This window comes from Enterococcus durans (assembly GCF_002277935.1).
GTDB lineage: Bacteria > Bacillota > Bacilli > Lactobacillales > Enterococcaceae > Enterococcus_B > Enterococcus_B durans.
Genome location: NZ_CP022930.1, coordinates 584816 through 604209, shown reverse-complemented (window position 1 = coordinate 604209; position 19394 = coordinate 584816). Strand labels below are relative to the sequence as shown.

At 36.1% G+C, this 19394-nt stretch carries 20 protein-coding genes and 1 other annotated feature (1 of these 21 cut by a window edge); of the genes, 17 read left to right on the top strand and 3 right to left on the bottom strand.

Features of this window, described 5'->3' with window-relative positions; genetic code table 11:
* Positions 1-100: a sequence feature (ribosomal protein L10 leader region), on the top strand; it begins 27 nt to the left of the window's first position.
* A 178-nt stretch (positions 101-278) separates the two neighbouring features.
* Together rplJ and rplL are read left to right on the top strand one after the other, a co-directional pair.
* Positions 279-782: a 50S ribosomal protein L10 gene (gene rplJ / locus CJZ72_RS02935; protein ID WP_005878979.1), complete on the top strand. Its 504-nt coding sequence runs from the start codon at positions 279-281 to the stop codon at positions 780-782.
* A gap of 52 nt (positions 783-834) precedes the next feature.
* Positions 835-1203: a 50S ribosomal protein L7/L12 gene (gene rplL, locus CJZ72_RS02930; protein ID WP_081134063.1), complete on the top strand. Its 369-nt coding sequence runs from the start codon at positions 835-837 to the stop codon at positions 1201-1203.
* 84 nt (positions 1204-1287) lie between these two features.
* Here the strand turns inward: rplL and CJZ72_RS02925 are convergent, their stop codons facing one another.
* A complete protein-coding gene (locus CJZ72_RS02925) occupies positions 1288-2085 on the bottom strand; it encodes a site-specific integrase (protein WP_081134064.1) in 798 nt (265 codons plus the stop codon).
* A 65-nt stretch (positions 2086-2150) separates the two neighbouring features.
* On the opposite strand from CJZ72_RS02925, the gene CJZ72_RS02920 reads away from it, so the two are divergent.
* The 5 genes from CJZ72_RS02920 (at position 2151) to CJZ72_RS02900 (ending at position 6123) form a co-directional block, all read left to right on the top strand.
* Positions 2151-2498 (top strand): hypothetical protein, encoded by a 348-nt coding sequence (locus CJZ72_RS02920; protein ID WP_081134065.1) that lies wholly within the window; start codon positions 2151-2153, stop codon positions 2496-2498.
* A gap of 29 nt (positions 2499-2527) precedes the next feature.
* On the top strand, positions 2528-3373 hold the full coding sequence (locus CJZ72_RS02915; RefSeq protein WP_157728882.1) for a DUF3800 domain-containing protein: 846 nt from the start codon (positions 2528-2530) through the stop codon (positions 3371-3373).
* A gap of 30 nt (positions 3374-3403) precedes the next feature.
* Positions 3404-3727, top strand: coding sequence for a hypothetical protein (locus CJZ72_RS02910; protein WP_095443606.1), 324 nt, complete (start codon positions 3404-3406; stop codon positions 3725-3727).
* 390 nt (positions 3728-4117) lie between these two features.
* Positions 4118-4795, top strand: a complete 678-nt coding sequence (locus tag CJZ72_RS02905) for a TVP38/TMEM64 family protein (protein WP_081134067.1) — start codon at positions 4118-4120, stop codon at positions 4793-4795.
* Between the two features lie 131 nt (positions 4796-4926).
* Positions 4927-6123: an MFS transporter gene (locus tag CJZ72_RS02900; protein ID WP_081134068.1), complete on the top strand. Its 1197-nt coding sequence runs from the start codon at positions 4927-4929 to the stop codon at positions 6121-6123.
* A 99-nt stretch (positions 6124-6222) separates the two neighbouring features.
* On the opposite strand, the gene CJZ72_RS02895 is transcribed toward CJZ72_RS02900, so the two are convergent.
* Positions 6223-7755 (bottom strand): ABC-F family ATP-binding cassette domain-containing protein, encoded by a 1533-nt coding sequence (locus tag CJZ72_RS02895; RefSeq protein ID WP_081134069.1) that lies wholly within the window; start codon positions 7753-7755, stop codon positions 6223-6225.
* Positions 7756-8103: 348 nt separating this feature from the next.
* Here CJZ72_RS02895 and nagB point away from each other — a divergent pair, with 348 nt between their 5' ends.
* From nagB to CJZ72_RS02845, 10 genes are all read left to right on the top strand, one after another.
* Positions 8104-8805, top strand: coding sequence for a glucosamine-6-phosphate deaminase (gene nagB, locus CJZ72_RS02890; RefSeq protein WP_081134070.1), 702 nt, complete (start codon positions 8104-8106; stop codon positions 8803-8805).
* A gap of 129 nt (positions 8806-8934) precedes the next feature.
* The gene (locus CJZ72_RS02885; RefSeq protein ID WP_005878967.1) at positions 8935-9648 is read left to right on the top strand and encodes an MgtC/SapB family protein; all 714 of its coding nucleotides are present in this window, start codon (positions 8935-8937) and stop codon (positions 9646-9648) included.
* A gap of 213 nt (positions 9649-9861) precedes the next feature.
* Positions 9862-10983, top strand: coding sequence for an AI-2E family transporter (locus tag CJZ72_RS02880; protein ID WP_005878965.1), 1122 nt, complete (start codon positions 9862-9864; stop codon positions 10981-10983).
* 222 nt (positions 10984-11205) lie between these two features.
* Positions 11206-11622, top strand: coding sequence for a PTS sugar transporter subunit IIA (locus CJZ72_RS02875; protein ID WP_081134071.1), 417 nt, complete (start codon positions 11206-11208; stop codon positions 11620-11622).
* Positions 11619-12089 (top strand): PTS sugar transporter subunit IIB, encoded by a 471-nt coding sequence (locus CJZ72_RS02870; RefSeq protein ID WP_081134072.1) that lies wholly within the window; start codon positions 11619-11621, stop codon positions 12087-12089. The genes CJZ72_RS02875 and CJZ72_RS02870 overlap by 4 nt, the downstream gene beginning before the upstream one ends.
* A 22-nt stretch (positions 12090-12111) precedes the next feature.
* Entirely contained in the window at positions 12112-12876 is a 765-nt protein-coding gene (locus CJZ72_RS02865) for a PTS mannose/fructose/sorbose/N-acetylgalactosamine transporter subunit IIC (RefSeq protein WP_081134073.1), read from the top strand.
* A 12-nt stretch (positions 12877-12888) separates the two neighbouring features.
* Positions 12889-13701, top strand: a complete 813-nt coding sequence (locus CJZ72_RS02860) for a PTS system mannose/fructose/sorbose family transporter subunit IID (RefSeq protein ID WP_081134074.1) — start codon at positions 12889-12891, stop codon at positions 13699-13701.
* 45 nt (positions 13702-13746) lie between these two features.
* Positions 13747-14712 (top strand): SIS domain-containing protein, encoded by a 966-nt coding sequence (locus CJZ72_RS02855; RefSeq protein WP_081134075.1) that lies wholly within the window; start codon positions 13747-13749, stop codon positions 14710-14712.
* A 179-nt stretch (positions 14713-14891) separates the two neighbouring features.
* On the top strand, positions 14892-17627 hold the full coding sequence (locus CJZ72_RS02850) for a sigma 54-interacting transcriptional regulator (RefSeq protein ID WP_095443605.1): 2736 nt from the start codon (positions 14892-14894) through the stop codon (positions 17625-17627).
* 3 nt (positions 17628-17630) lie between these two features.
* Positions 17631-18251, top strand: a complete 621-nt coding sequence (locus CJZ72_RS02845) for an HAD family hydrolase (RefSeq protein WP_081134077.1) — start codon at positions 17631-17633, stop codon at positions 18249-18251.
* Between the two features lie 170 nt (positions 18252-18421).
* Here the strand turns inward: CJZ72_RS02845 and nrdF are convergent, their stop codons facing one another.
* Positions 18422-19387, bottom strand: a complete 966-nt coding sequence (gene nrdF, locus CJZ72_RS02840) for a class 1b ribonucleoside-diphosphate reductase subunit beta (protein ID WP_016177897.1) — start codon at positions 19385-19387, stop codon at positions 18422-18424.
* Positions 19388-19394 lie beyond the last annotated feature (7 nt).

The following is a 19394-nucleotide window of genomic DNA, read 5'->3' as shown; positions in this document are numbered from 1 at the left end:
GTAGGTGGCATTCGCCTTAATTTCCTACCGAGGACGTTTATTGAATACTTTCAATAGTCCCTCTATGTCTGCGGTGGCATAGAGTTTTTTATTGTGAATCACTAAGAACGAAGTGAATAGATGATGAACAATACTTGGCGAACAGAGTGAGCGAAGTCTCCTCTCAGGCGAAGCATGTTGAATCACTAAGAGCGAAGTGGATCATTGATACACAATACTTGGTGAATAACTAAGTGTAAAGAACTCTTCCATCAAAATTCAGGAGGTGAAACTCAAAAATGAGTGAAGCAATTATCGCAAAAAAAGCAGCAATCGTTGATGAAGTAAGTGAAAAATTTACAGCAGCAGCATCTGTAGTCGTTGTTGACTACCGTGGTCTAACTGTTGATGAAGTGACTCGTTTACGTAAACAACTTCGTGATGCAAACGTAGAAATGAAAGTTATCAAAAACTCAATTCTTTCTCGTGCTGCAAAAAAAGCTGGATTAGAAGGCTTGGACGAAGTATTCACTGGCCCTACAGCCGTTGCATTTAGTAACGAAGATGTAGTTGCACCAGCGAAAATCATGGACGAATTTGCTAAAGAAGCAAAAGCATTAGAAATCAAAGGCGGTATCATCGAAGGTAAAGTATCTTCATTGGAAGAAATCACAGCATTGGCAAAATTGCCAAATCGCGAAGGACTTCTATCTATGTTGCTATCTGTACTACAAGCGCCAGTCCGCAACGTGGCTTACGCTGTCAAAGCAGTGGCAGAAAAAGAAGATGGAGATGCAGCTTAATTGCCGCATAGCATAAATAAAAATATTAACATCTAAAACGGAGGAAATTATAATGGCATTGAACATTGAAAACATCGTTGCTGAGTTAAAAGAAGCAACTATCCTAGAACTTAACGACCTAGTTAAAGCTATTGAAGAAGAATTTGGCGTATCTGCTGCTGCTCCTGTAGCTGCAGTTGCTGCTGGTGGCGCTGCTGCTGCTGAAGAACAAACAGAATTCACTGTTGAATTAACAGCAACTGGCGACCAAAAAGTTAAAGTTATCAAAGCAGTTCGTGAAGCAACTGGCTTAGGCTTGAAAGAAGCTAAAGCTGTAGTTGACGGAGCTCCTGCACCAGTTAAAGAAGGCGTGTCAAAAGACGAAGCTGAAGAATTAAAAGCTAAACTTGAAGAAGTTGGCGCAACTGTAACAGTTAAATAATCACTCTTGATTATTACGAGCTAGAATCCTTATTATGAGGGTTCTAGCTTTTTTTTGTTTTTTGACCATCCTTATGACCATCCCTTAGAAGTTAACATAGTTTGAAAACTTTTCTGCTACTACATCTTTTTGTTTTTTAGTTACATGAGTGTAGATATTTAATGTAGTCTGCACATCAGAATGACCTAACCAATATTGAACCTCTTTGACTGATAAACCAGCTTCGAAAAGCAGACTGCAATGTGTATGCCTAAACCCGTGAATATTTAAATGTGGTAAATCATGAAGTTCACATATTCTCGCTAAGATATTATTGAATCTTGTTAATGCGATATGGTTATTATTCTTTGAAGCGAAAACTAATTGATTTGGCTGTAAGGCATTCTGTCCATATGCTAATAAATACTCTCGTAGATTTTTTCGCCATTGTCCCAGTATTTCAATTGTTCTTGCATCAAGTGAAATCGTGCGGTTTGAGCTTGGTGTTTTGGATGAAGTAGCAATAACTTTGTTTCTTTCATTTAACGAAGCAGTTTTATTGATAGTGAGCTGCTTGTTTTTGAAATCCACATCATTCCATGTCAGTGCTAATGCTTCACCTTTTCTTATTCCAGTAAATGCAAGTAGTCTAAAAAATGGAAATGTTAGTGGAAAAGAGTCATTTTCACAGTAGGTAAGAAATTTCTTTAACTCGTCTGCTTCCAAATAAACTTCTTTTTTAGTTTCAAGCCTATTTTTTCCTGTAGATAAGGAAACATAGGTCATTGGGTTATCCGTTAAGACCTTTATTTTGATCGCAAAGTCGAACACTTTAGATACATAAGATTTTAAAGCTCGATGAGTCGCATAATTTTCTTTCCATTTACATTTTTCGACACCCAACTAGATTTATATTTGATGGAAAGCTTGAAAAAGAGAGTAAGCGTATTTCCTTAACCGCGGATTTGATGAAAGAGCGGTCAACAGAAAAAGAATTTAAAGCGTTGATTGAAACTGATATGTTGCTGTATTATGTAAGTAAGATAAATCCTATTGAAAATTCTAATTTCTATAATAGTTGGTTCCCATTAACATATATTTATTTACCTAGAATTAATGAGCGATTAATTATCATTAATACTATGAAGTCCAGAAGAGTACTAGAAGATATGCTACCAATCTTTGGTGTAACAAAAAGTGAACTTGTTGAAAGTATCAAGAAATTAGAAGGAGAAAGGGGGTATAGTAATAGCTGGGAATCAATCGCTAGTTTAGAAAGGTTCATAAAAATCGCTGAAATTGGAATGATAACATAAAAAGGAGTGATATAGTCGAAGAGAGATTATTGGTTAGCATTGATGAAAGTGGAAATACTGGAACAAATTGGCTTGACCCAGATCAACCTTTTTTTATTTACGGTAGTTGGCTTATAGAAGATAAAAATAAATATGAAATAGAGAAATTGTTCGTACAATGGAGGTCCGGAAGGCAACCTACAAGCGAGTATAAATCAAATAAACTGTTTAAAACTAACAAAAGTAAAAAGAGTTTAGAAGAGCTACTATTTCAAATTTTAGATAAAAACTTGGCAAAACCCTTCTTTTTAATAATGGAGAAGAGATTTATGATTGCTGCAAAAATTGTTGAAACTTTCTTCGATCCTGCTTACAGCGGATACTTTAATAATCAACTAACATGGCCAGTTGAAATTAAACGACAATTAGCAAATGTCATTGTGAAAAATGGAGAAGATAGTTTTTTTGAGAATTTCCTAAAATTACTAAATCAGGATACTATAAAAATAGAGCTTATGAAATCCTTGAGAGATGACTTAAGCAAAATATTTGAATCGGTGGGATTGATGGAAATTTCGGTTTTGGTAAAAAATTTCAATGAAGAATCTTTGATAAAAATGAAAGAGGAGTTTGGACCATTATTGAATAATTTTGGAAAAAATTTTTTAACTTTGACTATACCCGGGGTGATTCAATTATTACATCAAATAAATCTTTTTTCCGAAATAAATGATTATATAGGAGTAAATGTGGTTCATGATAATTTAAGAGGATATGACTCCATTTTTCAAACTATTTCTCAAAATTTATTTAGTGATGGAAGAGAAATCCAACTAATTGGAATAGACGGCAGATACATGTCAAATAATTTCACAAAATTGAAGGATTTTACTTAGGAAGATTCAAAATCTAATACTTATATTCAATTGGCTGATTTTTTAAACGGGTTTATACAATACACAGCAAAAAAATCACTATCAACTAGAGAAACATTAAGCTCCCTTGAAAAGAAAATATGGAAAGAACTAATCAATTTTAGGGAAATTTGGTTAGACAAGCATGGTAGTGGATTAAATACATGGGATTTAGTTGTTTCATATGAGTACCGTGATAAGTTTTTATCTTTAATTCAATCTCAAAAATTTCATGGGATGTATAGTATAACACCATATATAAAAAAAGAATTTCCTAACTATATTTCCCCAGAGGGTTTTGCTATCCTTGATAAGGAGATTAATGGGGATTCTTAAGAAGTTGACGTAGAGTAGAAACATGGCATCATTTAGTTTTTTGACATACTGGAGATTTTCTGACTATTTTTTGCCCATACTTTGTAAATTTAATGGAAGTATATCAGTTTTTTTATTTTTTCGAAAAATAATAAAAATCTTGTTCTAATAAGCAACAGAGACTACTAGACATCTAAATTATCAACACTGTTAAATAATCACTCTTGATTATTACGAGCTAGAATCCTTACTATGAGGGTTCTAGCTTTTTTTGTTTGGCTTTAGGATGAAAGGACAGAAACCAAATTCCAAGAAATAAACAAGGACTCGCTGATCCAATCTTTAGGTTGGCTGGTTCTTTTTAGATATATGGTACACTAATACATAATCAGTGTTTTGGTAGGTGAAAAAATGAAAAGTAAAAAATTACAGAAAGTATTGATTGCGCTGGGCATTTTGCTGATCCTTTTTTTAGGGTACCACTTGTACTTGGAATACCAATCAGATATCCATCTGTTAATTGATCCTAAAGCAAATGAACAACAATTGTTGCATAGTGTACGCTCCCATGGTCTTTCTGCGGCAGTGATCCTGATTTTATTGATGGGGATCATGTGTGCTGTTCCAGGAGTACCTACTGCAGTCATCGGAGTGATTGTAGGGTTAAGCTATGGTCCTTTTCTTGGTGCATTGATCAATATTGTAGGGAATGCTTCTGGGAATATTTTAGCGATTTCTCTTATGCAACATTTGAAATTAGTGGACCATTCTAAAAAATCAAATCGTTGGGTCAAAGCGATTCGTAGCATGAAACACCCAAAAATCGGGATCATGGTGGGATACATGGTGCCTATCATTCCTTCATCAGTGATCAACTTTGCAACGACGACGCTGAATTTACAGGTGCGAGAAATTTTGATGTCGATCATCATTGGGGTGATCCCATCTTCTGTTTTGTATGCGTGTGGAGGAGAGGCTTTATTCCATGGATATAGCAAAACAGCATTGCTCTTGATTGCAAGTGTGCTGATTTTGACTTTGTTGATTGTAGTTATCTATAAAGACCATAGAAAAAAACAAGTAGAATGAATTTTTTTCTTGTATAAAGATTTCAATAACGAATGTTTGTCTTGTATCGATAAAAGATTGGTTGTGCTAGACTTTCCTGTTTCCTATTTTTTAAAGAAGTTGTAAACTAATAAAGGAAATGGGGAAAATAAATGGAAAAAAACGAACAAACACCGTTAACACGCTCGCTGATTTTACTTTTGTCGATCACATGCGGCGTAGTTGTAGCGAATATGTATTATATCCAACCGATTGGAACGAAAGTAGCGACTAGTCTGTCCGTCAGTACGAGTGCCGTCGGAATCTTGACGATGTTGACTCAACTTGGTTATGCACTAGGATTATTATTTTTAGTTCCGTTAGGTGATGTTGTTGATCGGCCTAAATTGATTATTCGGATGGCAGCATTATCAGCAATTTCATTATTAGCAGCCTTTTTTGCGCCATCATTCACGTTGTTTGCTTGTGCATCATTCTTGATCGGTTTATTATCTATCGTACCGCAAATCATTATTCCGTATGGAGCGGTTCTAGCTGGACCAAAAGCAAGAGGAAAAGTGATGGGGACATTACTGAGTGGTCTCTTAGTGGGAATCTTGCTTTCTCGAACTGTTTCAGGGATCGTAGCGAGTCTTTTCTCATGGCGGATGATTTACTTATTTGCATTAGTCTTGGTTGCTGTTTTAACAGGACTGTTATATTGGAAAATGCCAAGAACGACCGTAGCAACGACGAAAACAGTTTCTTATGTGGACTCTTTAAAAAGCTTGCCACATTTAGTAAGAACACAACGTTTGCTACGAGAAGCAGCTATCAGCGGTTTCTTTATGTTTGGGACATTTTCGATTTTTTGGTCAACATTGATTTTTTATATCAGTAGTCCGGCGTATCATTGGGGAACTTTTGAAGCTGGGATCTTAGCTATATTTGGCTTATCTGGGGCTGTAGCAGCACCAATTGTTGGGCGACTAGCAGATTCCTATTCAGAACGCAAGATCGTAGGTATGGGCTTGGCTATGCAAACGATCAGTTTCATTGCTTTATTTACTGCAGGTGATTATTTGGTTGTATTATTGTTAGCAATCATCTTGTTAGATGTTGGGAACCAATTTGGACAAGTGGCGAACCAAACGAGAGTACAAGGTTTGGGAGAGGCAGCAAGCAATCGTAACAATACTATTTTTATGTTTATGTACTTTATTGGTGGAGCAGCTGGTTCATTGCTTGGTACTACAATGTGGCAACAATATGGTTGGACAGGCGTAACACTGGCTGGAATTGCTTTCCAATTATGTGCTTTTTTCTTCCAATATGTTGTTTTTAGGGAAAAAACGCATCAAGTATCCTAGAATTGATGAACGAACGCATTTTTCAAAAATAAGTTAGAGGCTAAGACAAAATCGTACAATTTTGTCCTAGCCTCTTGTTTAACTAGTTAACATAGTTTGTTATAATCCTTCGATCTCAATGACTCGATCTGCTAGATCTTGGTAAAATTCTTGTTCATGGGAAACGATGATGACAGTACCAGGGAATTTTTGGATACCCTTTTGCAAACTATCCTTCGTTTCATGGTCGATATGATTTGTCGGTTCATCAAGAATCAATAAGTTTCCTTGATTCATCGTCAATTGAGCAAGCTTGACTTTTGTTTGCTCACCACCACTGAGGGTCGATAACGGTTCACTGGCTAATTGATTGACAAGCCCTGATTTAGCTAATTGGCGTCGTAACTCCTTGATCGTTGCCTTCGGAAATTGGGCACTTAAATATTGTAAAGGAGTTTCTAAAGGTTTTTCCCAATGGAGATCTTGTGAAAAATAATTGATTTTCGTATTATCAGGAAAATGATAGTCACCATCTAACTGTGTGATTTCTCCAATCAATGTTTTTAGAAGCGTGGATTTACCGATCCCGTTAAATCCTCGGATAGCTACTGTTTCACCAAAACGGATCGTCAGATTGATCGGCGCCAGTAAAGGACGTTCATAACCGATAACTAAATCAGTTGTTTCAACAGCAAGAGTAGTCACGATCGGTGCAAATGGGAAATCAAAAATCGCTTTAGCTGCGGAAGCAGGTGGTGTCAAGCGTTCGATTTTATCTAGCTGTTTCTGGCGACTCTTCGCCATCGTAGAACGTGAACCAGCTTTATATTTTCGGATATAAGCTTCTGTTTTCTCGATCTGCTTTTGCTGTGCATGGAATTGACGCAAATAGCTTTCACGATTTTGTTCTTTTTGTTTCAATGCCTGCTTTAGATGTCCCGTATATTTTGTGATTTTACCAAATTCGATATCTGCGATGTGGGTAGTGATCTTGTCTAGAAATTCTTGGTCATGTGAGATGACAATATATGTTCCTTCAAATTCTTGGAGAAACTGTGTCAGCCATTGGATATGCTGGTCGTCTAGATGGTTGGTTGGTTCATCTAGAATTAAGACATCTGGGGTCTCCAACAATAATTTTGCCAAGATGACTTTCGAGCGTTGTCCGCCACTAAGATTTTTTAGAGGGGTATCTAGACCTAGGACATCGATCCCTAAGCCACTGCTCATCTCTGCTACCAAAGTATCGATTTGATAAAAAACACCCTGATCTAGTTCTGTTTGTAACTTTCCTGCTTTTTCAAGGAGACTATCATCGAAATTCTCACCATATTCTTGATATAGTTCAGCTATTTTTGCCTCTTTTTCAAATTCCTTTGAATAAGCTGTTTTTAGAAATTCTTCGATCGTTAAGGTTTCATCTACCTCTACATATTGATCTAAATAGCCGCGGTGGATATTTTTTTGCCAATGGATCTGACCATCATCAGGCAAGATCTCGCCAGTGATGATTTTGATCAAGGTACTTTTACCAGCACCATTTTGTCCGATCAAGCCTAGGTGTTCGCCGGCATTGACTTGTAGCTGAACATTTTCATATAAAATTTTATCCCCAAATTGCTGGGTAATATTTGTTAAAGTTAAAATACTCATTGTGATTTCCTTTCTAACGATGAGGAAGACACTTTAAAACTCAATTTCAAGGGAAATAGTTAAAATGATTTGGGAAATATTTCTCGTATTTTCTCTAAAAAGAGTAAGGTAAAAGAGGATGGGACAGAAAAAAACTCTGTGGATTCATACTTTCGGCCTAGCCTCTTGTAAAATAGTTGAATAAAATGCAACCAGTCTAAAAAACATCGTATCTAATGCAACGTAACACGGACAGGAAGGGATTGTCAAGAAAATACAAAAAGTACGATATTTGGTCTATACTAATGTTGTAAAAAAGAAAAAAGGATGCTATAATTGGGCTATACCAAAAACAAAGGAGTAGTCGTTATGGAAATCATTCGTGTGAAAAACGCTGAAGAAGGCGGAAAAAAAGCTTTTGAAATTATCAAAAAAGGTATGGATAATGGTGCTACGGTTTTAGGACTTGCGACAGGAAGTACGCCAATCACATTATATAAAGAAATGACTTCAAGCGATCTAGATTTCAGTAACATGACTTCTGTAAACTTGGATGAATATGTTGGACTAGGTGGAGACGATGACCAAAGCTACCGTCACTTTATGAATGTCCAATTGTTTGATAAAAAACCATTTAAAGAAACTTTCGTTCCAAATGGAAAAGCGGACGATCTTGAAGCAGCTTGCAAAGAGTATGATGAAGTGATCGAAAAACATCCGATCGATATCCAAATCTTAGGTATCGGCCAAAATGGTCACATCGGTTTCAACGAACCAGGCGCACCATTTGATGGGAAAACATCCGTAGTTGATTTAACTGAATCAACGATCAATGCCAATAAACGTTTCTTTGAAAAAGCAGAGGATGTTCCGACTAAAGCTGTATCAATGGGTGTAGGTTCAATTCTTAAAGGAAAAGAAATTGTTTTACTTGCATATGGCGAAAACAAAGCAGATGCAATCAAAGGAATGATCGATGGACCTGTAACAACAGATATGCCAGCCAGTGCATTACAAAATCACGATAATGTCATCGTTATTATCGATGATGCTGCTGGAAGCAAATTATAAGCAAACTTTTCAAAAACTAAAAAAGAGGGTGTGACAAACGTCTTGTCACGCACTCTTTTTTTCTACCAGAAATCAGTCTTTTTTGTTTCCATCTTTCAAACATGATATATTGAAGTAGAGGGTGTTGAAATGAATGATATGATATTAACTATTCCAGAAATCGTTCTTAGATTGGGGATTGCATTACTATTTGGTGGAGCAATCGGGTTTGAACGACAGTACAAAAATAGACCGGCAGGCATGCGTACGCACATTTTAGTTTGTATTGGTGCGTGTATCATCGCACTGATCCAAGTGGAAATCGCTAGTAAAGCAATGCGTGATGCGTTAGAATATCCGGAATTAGTTGGAACGATCCGGTCAGATGAAGCACGTCTGATTGCTCAAGTAGTCAGTGGTGTCGGATTTTTAGGTGCAGGAACGATCATCGTCACTAAACAGTCTGTTACAGGATTAACGACCGCAGCGTCTTTATGGGCAATTGCAGGGGTAGGCATTGCGATTGGTATGGGGTTTTATGCGATTGCTATTATTAGTTTTATCGGAATTGTGCTTGCATTGACGGTCGTCAAAAAAATTATCCATGTCCCAACGACTAAAAAGCTGGAGATCCAATTTATCCATCGGAAAGAAACGAAAGATTTTCTGGCGGATTATTTTGAAAAACGCGATATTATTATCGAAGATGTGAATTTTGACGTGAAGTTTGTAGAGGATTATCGAGTATATAAAAACATTTATACGATAAATTTACCTAAAAACATGACCTACGCAGAAGTAATTGAAGAATTATCGACTTATAAAAATATCACAAAACTTCATTTGGTGAGCATTGCTCAGTAAAATTCATTCTGTATCAACTAAATAAAAAAAGGACAAAACAAAAAGCATGAGGCTTCAAAAATCATTCATTTTTTGAGGGTCTTAGAGATGAATGTTTTGTCCTTTTTATTGATTGTAATGATTGGATAAGGAAAAAGTTAAAATTTCTCATAAAATAGCGCTTTAATTTAATGGGAATGATAGAATAGACTTATCAACAGTTGGAGGAGATGTATGTATTCAAAATTTAAAGAATCAAAATTATTATTCTGGACTGTTGAACTGGTATTGACGATTATCGGTGTCTTTTTTATTATCCAGATGCCGAATGTCTTTAGCCCAGTTTTAAAAATGATTTCAGCAATTGTCTTGCCTTTATTAATTGCTGGCTTCTTTTACTATATGTTTAATCCGGTAGTTTCGTTTTTGGAAAAACATCGGATACCAAGAGTGTACGGGTACATCTTGGTATTAGTTGTAGTGATCGTGGTTACAGTATTAGCAATCATGAATGTGATTCCTCAATTGGTCGAACAAACGATTCAATTAACACGAAGCTTACCAACCTACGCCGAGGAAACGAGTAAATGGCTGAATGAAGTGGCACAAAGAGAAGAATTTAAAAATTTCAATCTGGAGGAACAGTTAGCTTCTGCAAACTTATCTCTTAGCAATCTCTTCAATATCGCATTGGTGAGTTTGACAAGCAGTGTATCAAAGATCATTTCTTTCATGCTCCAGTTTTTTATTCTATTATTTACAGTGCCATTCATTTTATTGTTCATGTTCAAAGATGGACATAAGTTTATTGATGCACTTTCAAAATTTTTCCCACAAAATATACGTGGTGAGTTGCGGCAAACTGTGAGAGAACTGAATGATACTTTATCGGCCTATATCAGTAGTACGATCGTGGATGCAGTGATCATCGGTGTATTGAGTTTTATAGCAATGACGATTTTTAATCAGCCGTATAGTTTGTTACTCGCTGTATGTTGTGGGATCACGAATATCATACCTTACGTGGGACCGTTCATTGGCGCGGTTCCTGCAGTGATCGTTGGCTTATTTGTTTCACCATTTCAAGCGCTTTATATGGCACTTTCTATACTGGTCATCCAACAGTTGGACGGGAACGTCATCAAACCATTATTATTTGGAAAGTCGATGAATATCCATCCATTAACCATCATTTTAGTTTTGATAGGAGCCGGAAGTGTGGCTGGAATCATGGGGATGCTGATTTGTATCCCAGTTTATGCGGTCATCAAGACATTGGTATTGAATATCCGAAAAATCTATCTATTAAAAAAATTTGAACACACTACAGAGAGCGATCGATTGATCAACGAATAATAGAAACACTACCATATAACAGAAAATTAGAAAAAAGCATCTTTAGAAGTCGTCATGACTTTTGGAGATGCTTTTTTTTCAACACTTCAATCAACATTGTAGCAAGCCCAATAGATAAGTGTTGAACAATATGTTGATCAGCTTGATATACGTTTTTTTTTCTATCAACAACTATTGGCATGAAATTTGCTTTTAATCAAATGACAACAAGGAGGCGAAAAAATGAATCTGCTTATATTAGCAAGTCACGGACAATTAGCACAAGGGATGAAACAGACACTACAAATGATTATTGGTGAAGTAGACAATCTCCATGCATTCAGCGCATTTCGAGATGATGACCAGTCTATAAAAGAGAAGGTTCAACAGTTGATTGAGGAAAATACAGAAAAAGATATTTATATTCTCACAGACATCCTAGGTGGGAGTGTCAATACAGAAATGATCCAATTGTTAAAGGAATACCCACAGGTCCATTTATTAGCTGGGTTAAACTTACCGTTAGTTCTGTTATTTGCTAGTCAGTCAAAGAAAATAACAGAAGAACAAATAAATGATTTTATTTCGGAAAGTCAAACAGCTATTGTCAACTGCTCTAAAATCATCAAGGAAAAACAATTGAAGGAGGAAGAATTATGATCAAGTTATTTCGGATCGATCATCGTTTATTACATGGACAAGTTGTCTTTTCATGGAGTAAAGCATTGAATATCACACGGATCATTGTTGTAAATGATGAGGCAGCTAACGATGAATTTAAAAAAATGTCACTGAACCTTTCAAAGCCGAACGGCATCCAACTGAATATTTTCGGTGTGGCAGAAATGCTGAAAAAAATGCCTAAGATCGAAACCCTTAAAGATAATATTTTAGTTGTTTTTGGCAATACGAAAGATACTTTGAATTTTTGTCAGCACTACCCTAAAGTAACTGAAATCAACTATGGGGGAATCACTAAGAAAGAAGGTTCAAAACAATATGGGAACGCAGTTTTTTTGAATGCGGAAGAAACAGCGAATTCAAAAGAACTACGAGATTTGGGAATCAAATTAACGATCCAACAAGTCCCCACATCTAAAAAAGAAGATTTAGGTAACAAATTATAAAACACAGATAAGGAGGAAGGCAATGTTAGTTCAAGCAATTTCTTTAGGATGCATTGGGGTGTTTTGTATCCTTGACTCAAGATTACTAGGAAGAATGAATTTTGAACGTCCGTTGATTGTCAGTACTTTAGTGGGATTGGTTCTAGGTGATCTGGAAAAAGGATTGATGGTAGGAGCATCCCTTGAGTTGATGTCCCTTGGTTTGGTAAACATTGGAGCTGCTGCACCACCAGATATGAATATGGCATCTATCATTGCGACTGCTTTTGCGATACTTTCAAATGCTAATGCAGAAACAGCTTTAACGATTGCCATTCCGATTTCTGTGCTAGGTCAGATGATTGGTATCTTACTCCGAACGGTTTTATCAAATTTCAGTCATCGAGCCGATACATTGATCAAAGAGGCGAAGTACCGACAAGCACGCCGAATACACATCTTATTAGGGCCAATACTGTATTCCAGCATGTACTTTATTCCGATATTCTTAGCTATTTATTTGGGGACTGATTTAGTAAAACAAATTGTAAATACGATTCCAGAATGGCTTACGAATGGTTTAACTTTAGCAAGTAAAATTTTACCAGCGTATGGGTTTGCACTACTTTTAAATACGATGTTAACGAACAAATTAGTACCATTTTTACTTTTAGGTTTTCTGATTACTGCCTATTCTGGGTTGAGTATCATCGGTATCGCAGCTTTTGCGTGTATCCTAGCAGTATTGTTATCAGAAGTGAAGTTCAGTAAGAATCAACAAGCAGTTGTTGATCCACTTGATGATTAAGGGGGTAAAATAATGGCAAAAAAAGATCCAAATGATTGGAAATATCGTCAATTTTTTTGGCGATCATGGGCAATCCAAGCTTCATGGAATTATGAACGTCAGATGAATATGGGCTTTTTATATGGAATGGCACCGATCATTGATGCAATCTATAAAGATCCTCAAGATGCAGAGTTGAAGAAAGCAGCGTATCAACGTCACATGGTTTATTACAATTGTACACCACAAACCAGTGCTTTTGTACTCGGTCTAGCGGCTTCGATGGAAGAACAATATGCGACGGATAAAGAAAATTTTGATGTTGAAGCAGTGAATGCAGTCAAAACAAGTTTGATGGGGCCACTATCAGGTGTAGGGGATTCATTTTTTCAAGGAACTGTTCGTGTTCTGGCATTTGGTCTGGGGATAAACTTAGCCCAAAATGGGAGTGTTTTAGGACCGATTTTAGCCATTCTTATTTCATTTTTCCCCTCTGCACTTATTACGTATTATGGTGGGAAGATCGGCTATAACATGGGCAATAAATATTTAGATAAGTTATACCGAGAAGGACTTATGGAAAAAGTGATGTACATTTGTTCCATTGTTGGTTTGATGGTCATCGGATCGATGGTGGCTAGCATGATCGATATAACAACACCGATCAAAGTAGGAAAAGCATTTGTTCTACAAGATGTATTAGATCAAATGATGCCAAAAATGATACCGCTAGCTCTAACATTTTTTATGTACTGGCTTTTAAAGAAAAAAGTACCTACAGGTTGGATGTTGTTTATTAGCATTGCTGGCGGGATTGTTTTAAATGTATTGGGTATTTTTAATTAGTGCTAACCAATTTGGTTAACTATAAATTTAGGGGGTATTCATCAAATGAATCCAAAGGAAATTATTGAGGGAATTGTTCAAAAAAACGAAATACGATCTGTCTTTTTTGTCGGATGTGGCGCATCAAAAGCTGACTTGTATCCAGCAAAATATTTCTTGGATCAAGAGGCAAAAAAATTACGTATCAGTCACTATACAGCAAATGAATTCAATTATGCTACGCCTACTTCTGTTGACGAAACAGCTATCGTGATTACTGCTTCGTTAGGCGGAACAACACCAGAAACAGTTCAGGCAAATGCTGTAGCCAAAAGTAGAAATGCCCATGTGATCAGTTTGACACGGACAGTAGATTCACCGTTAACAAAAGAGGCAGACTATGTCATTTACCATCGTTTTTCTGAAAGTTATGCAGCAAAACTGGAAAAAACAGGTTATGCACTTCAATTAGCTGTGGAAATTTTGAATCAAGTAGAGGGATACGTGAATTACGACAAAATACAGAGAGGTTTTGCTAACATTTATGATTTATGCCAACAAGCTGCAGAAAGTGCGAGATTAGATGCAAAAAAATTCGCAGATGCATATAAAGAAGATTCTGTGATATATGTGATGAGCAGTGGTGCTACTCATGAAGTTGCTTATTCCACTTCAATTTGTTTAATGATGGAAATGCAATGGATCAATTCAGGAACATTCCATAGTGGCGAATTCTTCCATGGACCATTTGAGATCGTTGACAAAGACGTTCCATTCATCTTGTTGATGAATGAGGGGAAAACTAGAAAAATCGATAGTCGTGCCCTAACATTTTTAGAACGTTTCAATGCTAAAACAACTGTAGTTGATGCATTGGATCATGGGCTGTCAGCACATGTTCCTACCGAAGTACTAGATTACTTCAATCCAATGGTGATTACAGCTGTTTTTCGAGTGTACGCAGAAGAATTAGCTATTGCTAGAGAACATCCGTTGACAAAACGCCGTTATATGTGGAAATTAGAGTACTAAATGTCAAAGAGTAGATGAGTCACAAGTACCGCAAAGCATATACGCGTGTTTTGCGGTTTCTTTATTGTATCAGTAATAAAAGTGAGAACAGTTTCCTTTTTTTCACCACGAATGCTCAAATCAGTATGCAACTTTTCTAACCTCTATTTTATACTAAGAAAAACGAAAGAGGTGTTCAAATGAATCAGGCTATTACAGATTATTTAATCCAACAAACAAGAACGATAAATGAAGGTGAGTCATCTTTATTGTCTGCACAAGCAATTTCTGAGGCAGTAGGACTAAATCGTAGTACAGTTAGCGGATATTTGAATCACGCGTACCAAGAAGGTATTTTACTGAAAATCAGAGAATATCCGGTTTTATTTTTACATCGGGAGACATTTCAACATTGTTTTTTTGTTCCTAGAAAAACGGATTATTCTTCATTAGATGAATTGTTGGAAGAAACAGCTGAAGAATCTCCTTTAGCTAGTGTAATTGGTGCAAAGGGTAGTTTGAAAGGTCAAATTGAACAAATTAAAACGGCAGTTTTATATCCGGGAAATGGCTTGCCAATCATGATCTGCGGAGCAAGTGGATCAGGAAAAAGCTTTTTAGCACATAAAATCTATGATTATGCTGTTCAAGAGGGGGTCGTCAAAAAGATAGCACCGTTTGTTTCTCTGAACTGTGCTCAATATTTCAATAATCCAGAATTATTATCTAGTATCTTATTCGGCTATACAAAGGGTGCTTTCACAGGAGCAGAGCAGAATAAGGAAGGATTATTGCATCAGGCAAATCAAGGATTTTTGTTTTTAGATGAAGTGCATCGATTGACGAGTGAAGGGCAAGAAAAATTATTCTCTTTTATGGATACGGGGAAATATACACCAGTTGGGGACGATGGAATCGAGAAACAAGCCAATGTCCGATTGATTTTTGCAACGACAGAGGATCTACAACAAACCTTCTTACCAACTTTTTTGCGTAGATTACCTGTAATCGTAGGGCTGCCAAGTTTTAAGGAACGTTCACTTACAGAACGAGCGAGCTTAGTAGATAGTTTTTTCCTGGAAGAAAGCAATATTTTGGAAAAGGAATTATCTGTATCAAGAAAAGTTATCCACTATTTACAGCATTCTGATTTCGAAGGAAATGTAGGGAAAATAAAAAATATCATCAAATATGCGTGTGGGAGTGCATATGCTAGAGATAAAAAAAGAACTCAAGTGAATGTTTCAATCAAAGATTTACCTCGGGAATGCTTAGTAAAATTAAAAGATCAGGTGATGGACAACCTGCAAGTTGCTACTCCCTGTACTTATCTTCCACATACGAAACCGCAAAATTTCCAATCTGTTGAATTAGTAAAATTAGCTGATTTTTTTACCGATCTATTAGCTGATTTTTTATTCTATGAAGAACAACGAGAAACGAAGCGATTCATTGATAAAACTATTCGTAGAGTCACAATATTGATGGATGAATTTACTTTTCGCCCTTCTTTTTCAACCGAAGAGTCTTTGTTCACCTTTTTAACTTACCATATCCGTTCTACGCTGAAGTTCATGACAGAAAACTATGGATTCGAACAAGATGGACACCGTATACTGGTTATTGCCAATTTTCTCTATTTAAAAGAGAATCAAATGTTGTTAGGTGAAGACCCAAGATGGCTATCTATCAAGCCACGTATTCTTCAGTTTTTAGATGAAGCGATGGGAGAGGCACTTTGGTTTGCTAAAAGACTATTGAGTCAATTAGCTAGTCGGATGGAGTGCCGATTTTTAGAAGAAGATTTGATATTTATTACATTCTACTTGTATAGTTTGAATATCACGAAAGGCACAAGTAAAATCAAAGCACTAGTATTAGCACATGGGTACACGACCGCTAGCAGTATGGCAAATGTAGCAAATCGTATGTTGAAGAAAAATTTATTTCAGGCTTTTGATATGCCTCTTGACAGCACGATATCAGAGATTGAAGATCAGGTTATCCACTATATTGAAAATTATCACACAGAAGCTGGTCTAATTTTACTGATTGATATGGGTTCTTTGAATCAGTTAAGTAAGCGATTGATCAATAAAATCAGCGGACCTTTGCTGATGATTGATTCTGTTTCGACCCCGTTGTTATTAGAAATCGGTCAAGAAATCACGCAAGGTCGTTCAATTATAGAAATCAGTGAAACTTTTCAAGTGGAGAATCGAATAAAAAAGCAGTTTATTTTACCAGAAAGAAATCGGAAAAAAGTTATCTTAACTTGCTGCTATACGGGGATGGGGAGCGCTATACAGATCCAAGAGATATTGACTAAAAGTTTAGACAATGTAGAAAAAGAGATAGTAGTAATTCCCTATGATTATCAAAAATTGAGACAATATAAGAAAAATGAATTGCCATTTCAGATTTACGATGTTTTAGCAATCATTGGTACAGAGGACCCTGAAATAGATGATATTCTCTATATAGGGTTAGAAGAGTTGATTACAGGAGATGAAGTAGAAAAATTGGTCCGGCTCGTTGAACATGAAGTAGAGATCGATGCAATGAAGTTGAGAGATGATTTGATATTTAATTTTTCTCTCAAAAAGATGATTGAAAATTTAGTTATTTTAGACGTAGAAAAAGTTTTGGCACTTGTTAAAGCAGCGATTGAAAGACTAGAAAAAATCTTAGATAGATCTTTTAATAGTAATCGTCGATTTTTACTCTATCTCCATTGCTGTTGTATGGTTGAACGGATTTTACGTAAAGAAAATATTGATCCTCAAGAAGATATAAAAAAATATAAACAAATGTATCAAAGTCAGATGGCCGCTATTAAACAAGCTTTTCAAGAAGTAGAAAGAGCCTATACCATTGAACTTTCAGATTTAGAAGTACGATTGATCCATGAAATTATTTCGAATAAAGGAGAGTAAAAAATGTTCGATAGTGTGATTTTTGATATGGATGGTGTTTTAGTTGATACAGAACGGTTTTATTTTGAAAGGAGAATGGCTTTCTTCGAGGAAATAAAGGAGGAACCTACTACAAGTGATCTATTGGATTGTTTAGGTAAAACAGAGCAGGGGATTTGGAATACCCTAATACCAGAAAAAGAAAAAAGAGAAAAACTAAAACTACAGTATATGGATTATCGTAAAAGGTATCCGATATTTTATCCCGATGTTTTAAGAAAAGAAGTGCCACAAGTAATAAAAGCCTTAAAAGAAAGGCAGGTAAAATTAGCAATTGCTTCTTCCTCACCAAGGCGTGAAATCAAAAAAATGCTTGATGATTGTCAGTTGGGTGCCTACTTTGATGTAATCATGAGTGGAGATCATGTAAAGGAAAGTAAGCCTCATCCTGAAATTTATCAACGGACAAAAGAGTTGCTGGGAACAGAACATCACTTAGCCATTGAAGATTCTCCGGTAGGTATTTTAGCCGCTAAGCGAGCTAATTTGTATACGTTGGCGTTGCAACAACCCTTCGCAATTGATCAATCTTTGGCAGATGAGAAGATTGAAAATTTGACGGAAATCTTGACGAAAGTTAGATGAGGATGTTATGCAAATAAAATAGCATGCGAAAGGAAACAAAAATTTTCAAGATGAAAAATAAGCTATCTCTCACGAAAGTTAGTTGTATACTTAGTGAAGGATAGCTTATTTCTCGGAGTTAAACACTTCTGTCCCAGCCTATTTTACTCAAACCGAATCACTTTTACAGTCTAGTCTAATCCAATCAAATAGTCATCGTCTTTCATGGCTTCAACATGACCAAGTAAGTAGCCGTTACCGACTTGAGAGAAGAAGTCATGGTTGCTTGTTCCTGTGGAAATCCCATTCATGACGATTGGGTTTACATCGTTTGCTGTATCTGGGAAGAGTGGGTCCATCCCTAGATTCATCAAAGCTTTATTTGCGTTGTAGCGCAAGAAAGTTTTTACTTCTTCTGTCCAACCGATTGGATCGTATAATTCTTCCGTATAACGTTCTTCATTTTCATATAATTCATACAACAAATTATACATCCAATCTTTTAATTGCTCCTGTTCTTCTTCAGGAAGTTCATTATAGCCTAGCTGAAATTTGTACCCAATGTAGGTACCATGCACAGATTCATCGCGAATGATCAATTTGATGATTTCAGCGACATTCGCCAATTTATTATTTCCTAAATAGTAAAGTGGTGTGTAGAAACCAGAATAGAATAAGAATGTTTCTAAAAACACACTGGCAATTTTCTTTTCTAAAGGTGTGCCATGCTTATAAATTTCGTTGATACGCTCTGCTTTTTTCTGCAGATAAGGATTTGTATTCGTCCATTCAAAAATTTCTTCGATTTCTTTTTTTGTATTCAGTGTACTGAAGATAGAAGAATAGCTTTTTGCATGAACAGATTCCATGAATTGGATGTTGTTCAATACTGCTTCTTCATGAGGGGTACGAACATCCTTGCGCAATTGATCCATTCCGCTTTCTGATTGAACGGTATCTAGTAATGTCAATCCACCAAAAACATGACCAACAGTGTCTTTTTCTAATTGAGAAAGGGTACGCCAATCATCTAAGTCATTAGATAAAGGAATACGTGTGTCTAACCAAAATTGCTCAGTCAATTTTTCCCACGTAGATTTATCGATGACATCTTCAATTTCATTCCAGTTTATTGCTTCATAATAAGTTTCTGACATGAGTGAT

Excerpts from the sequence above, each read along its gene's own strand:
- CJZ72_RS02870 (WP_081134072.1), top strand. The coding sequence starts at position 11,619 with ATGATCAAGTTATTTCGGATCGATCATCGTTTATTACATGGACAAGTT.
- CJZ72_RS02875 (WP_081134071.1), top strand. The coding sequence starts at position 11,206 with ATGAATCTGCTTATATTAGCAAGTCACGGACAATTAGCACAAGGGATG.
- CJZ72_RS02905 (WP_081134067.1), top strand. The coding sequence starts at position 4,118 with ATGAAAAGTAAAAAATTACAGAAAGTATTGATTGCGCTGGGCATTTTG.
- CJZ72_RS02845 (WP_081134077.1), top strand. The coding sequence starts at position 17,631 with ATGTTCGATAGTGTGATTTTTGATATGGATGGTGTTTTAGTTGATACA.
- CJZ72_RS02880 (WP_005878965.1), top strand. The coding sequence starts at position 9,862 with ATGTATTCAAAATTTAAAGAATCAAAATTATTATTCTGGACTGTTGAA.
- CJZ72_RS02860 (WP_081134074.1), top strand. The coding sequence starts at position 12,889 with ATGGCAAAAAAAGATCCAAATGATTGGAAATATCGTCAATTTTTTTGG.
- CJZ72_RS02900 (WP_081134068.1), top strand. The coding sequence starts at position 4,927 with ATGGAAAAAAACGAACAAACACCGTTAACACGCTCGCTGATTTTACTT.
- nagB (WP_081134070.1), top strand. The coding sequence starts at position 8,104 with ATGGAAATCATTCGTGTGAAAAACGCTGAAGAAGGCGGAAAAAAAGCT.
- CJZ72_RS02920 (WP_081134065.1), top strand. The coding sequence starts at position 2,151 with ATGAAAGAGCGGTCAACAGAAAAAGAATTTAAAGCGTTGATTGAAACT.
- CJZ72_RS02855 (WP_081134075.1), top strand. The coding sequence starts at position 13,747 with ATGAATCCAAAGGAAATTATTGAGGGAATTGTTCAAAAAAACGAAATA.
- rplL (WP_081134063.1), top strand. The coding sequence starts at position 835 with ATGGCATTGAACATTGAAAACATCGTTGCTGAGTTAAAAGAAGCAACT.
- nrdF (WP_016177897.1), bottom strand. The coding sequence starts at position 19,387 with ATGTCAGAAACTTATTATGAAGCAATAAACTGGAATGAAATTGAAGAT.
- CJZ72_RS02865 (WP_081134073.1), top strand. The coding sequence starts at position 12,112 with ATGTTAGTTCAAGCAATTTCTTTAGGATGCATTGGGGTGTTTTGTATC.
- CJZ72_RS02850 (WP_095443605.1), top strand. The coding sequence starts at position 14,892 with ATGAATCAGGCTATTACAGATTATTTAATCCAACAAACAAGAACGATA.
- CJZ72_RS02895 (WP_081134069.1), bottom strand. The coding sequence starts at position 7,755 with ATGAGTATTTTAACTTTAACAAATATTACCCAGCAATTTGGGGATAAA.
- rplJ (WP_005878979.1), top strand. The coding sequence starts at position 279 with ATGAGTGAAGCAATTATCGCAAAAAAAGCAGCAATCGTTGATGAAGTA.
- CJZ72_RS02885 (WP_005878967.1), top strand. The coding sequence starts at position 8,935 with ATGAATGATATGATATTAACTATTCCAGAAATCGTTCTTAGATTGGGG.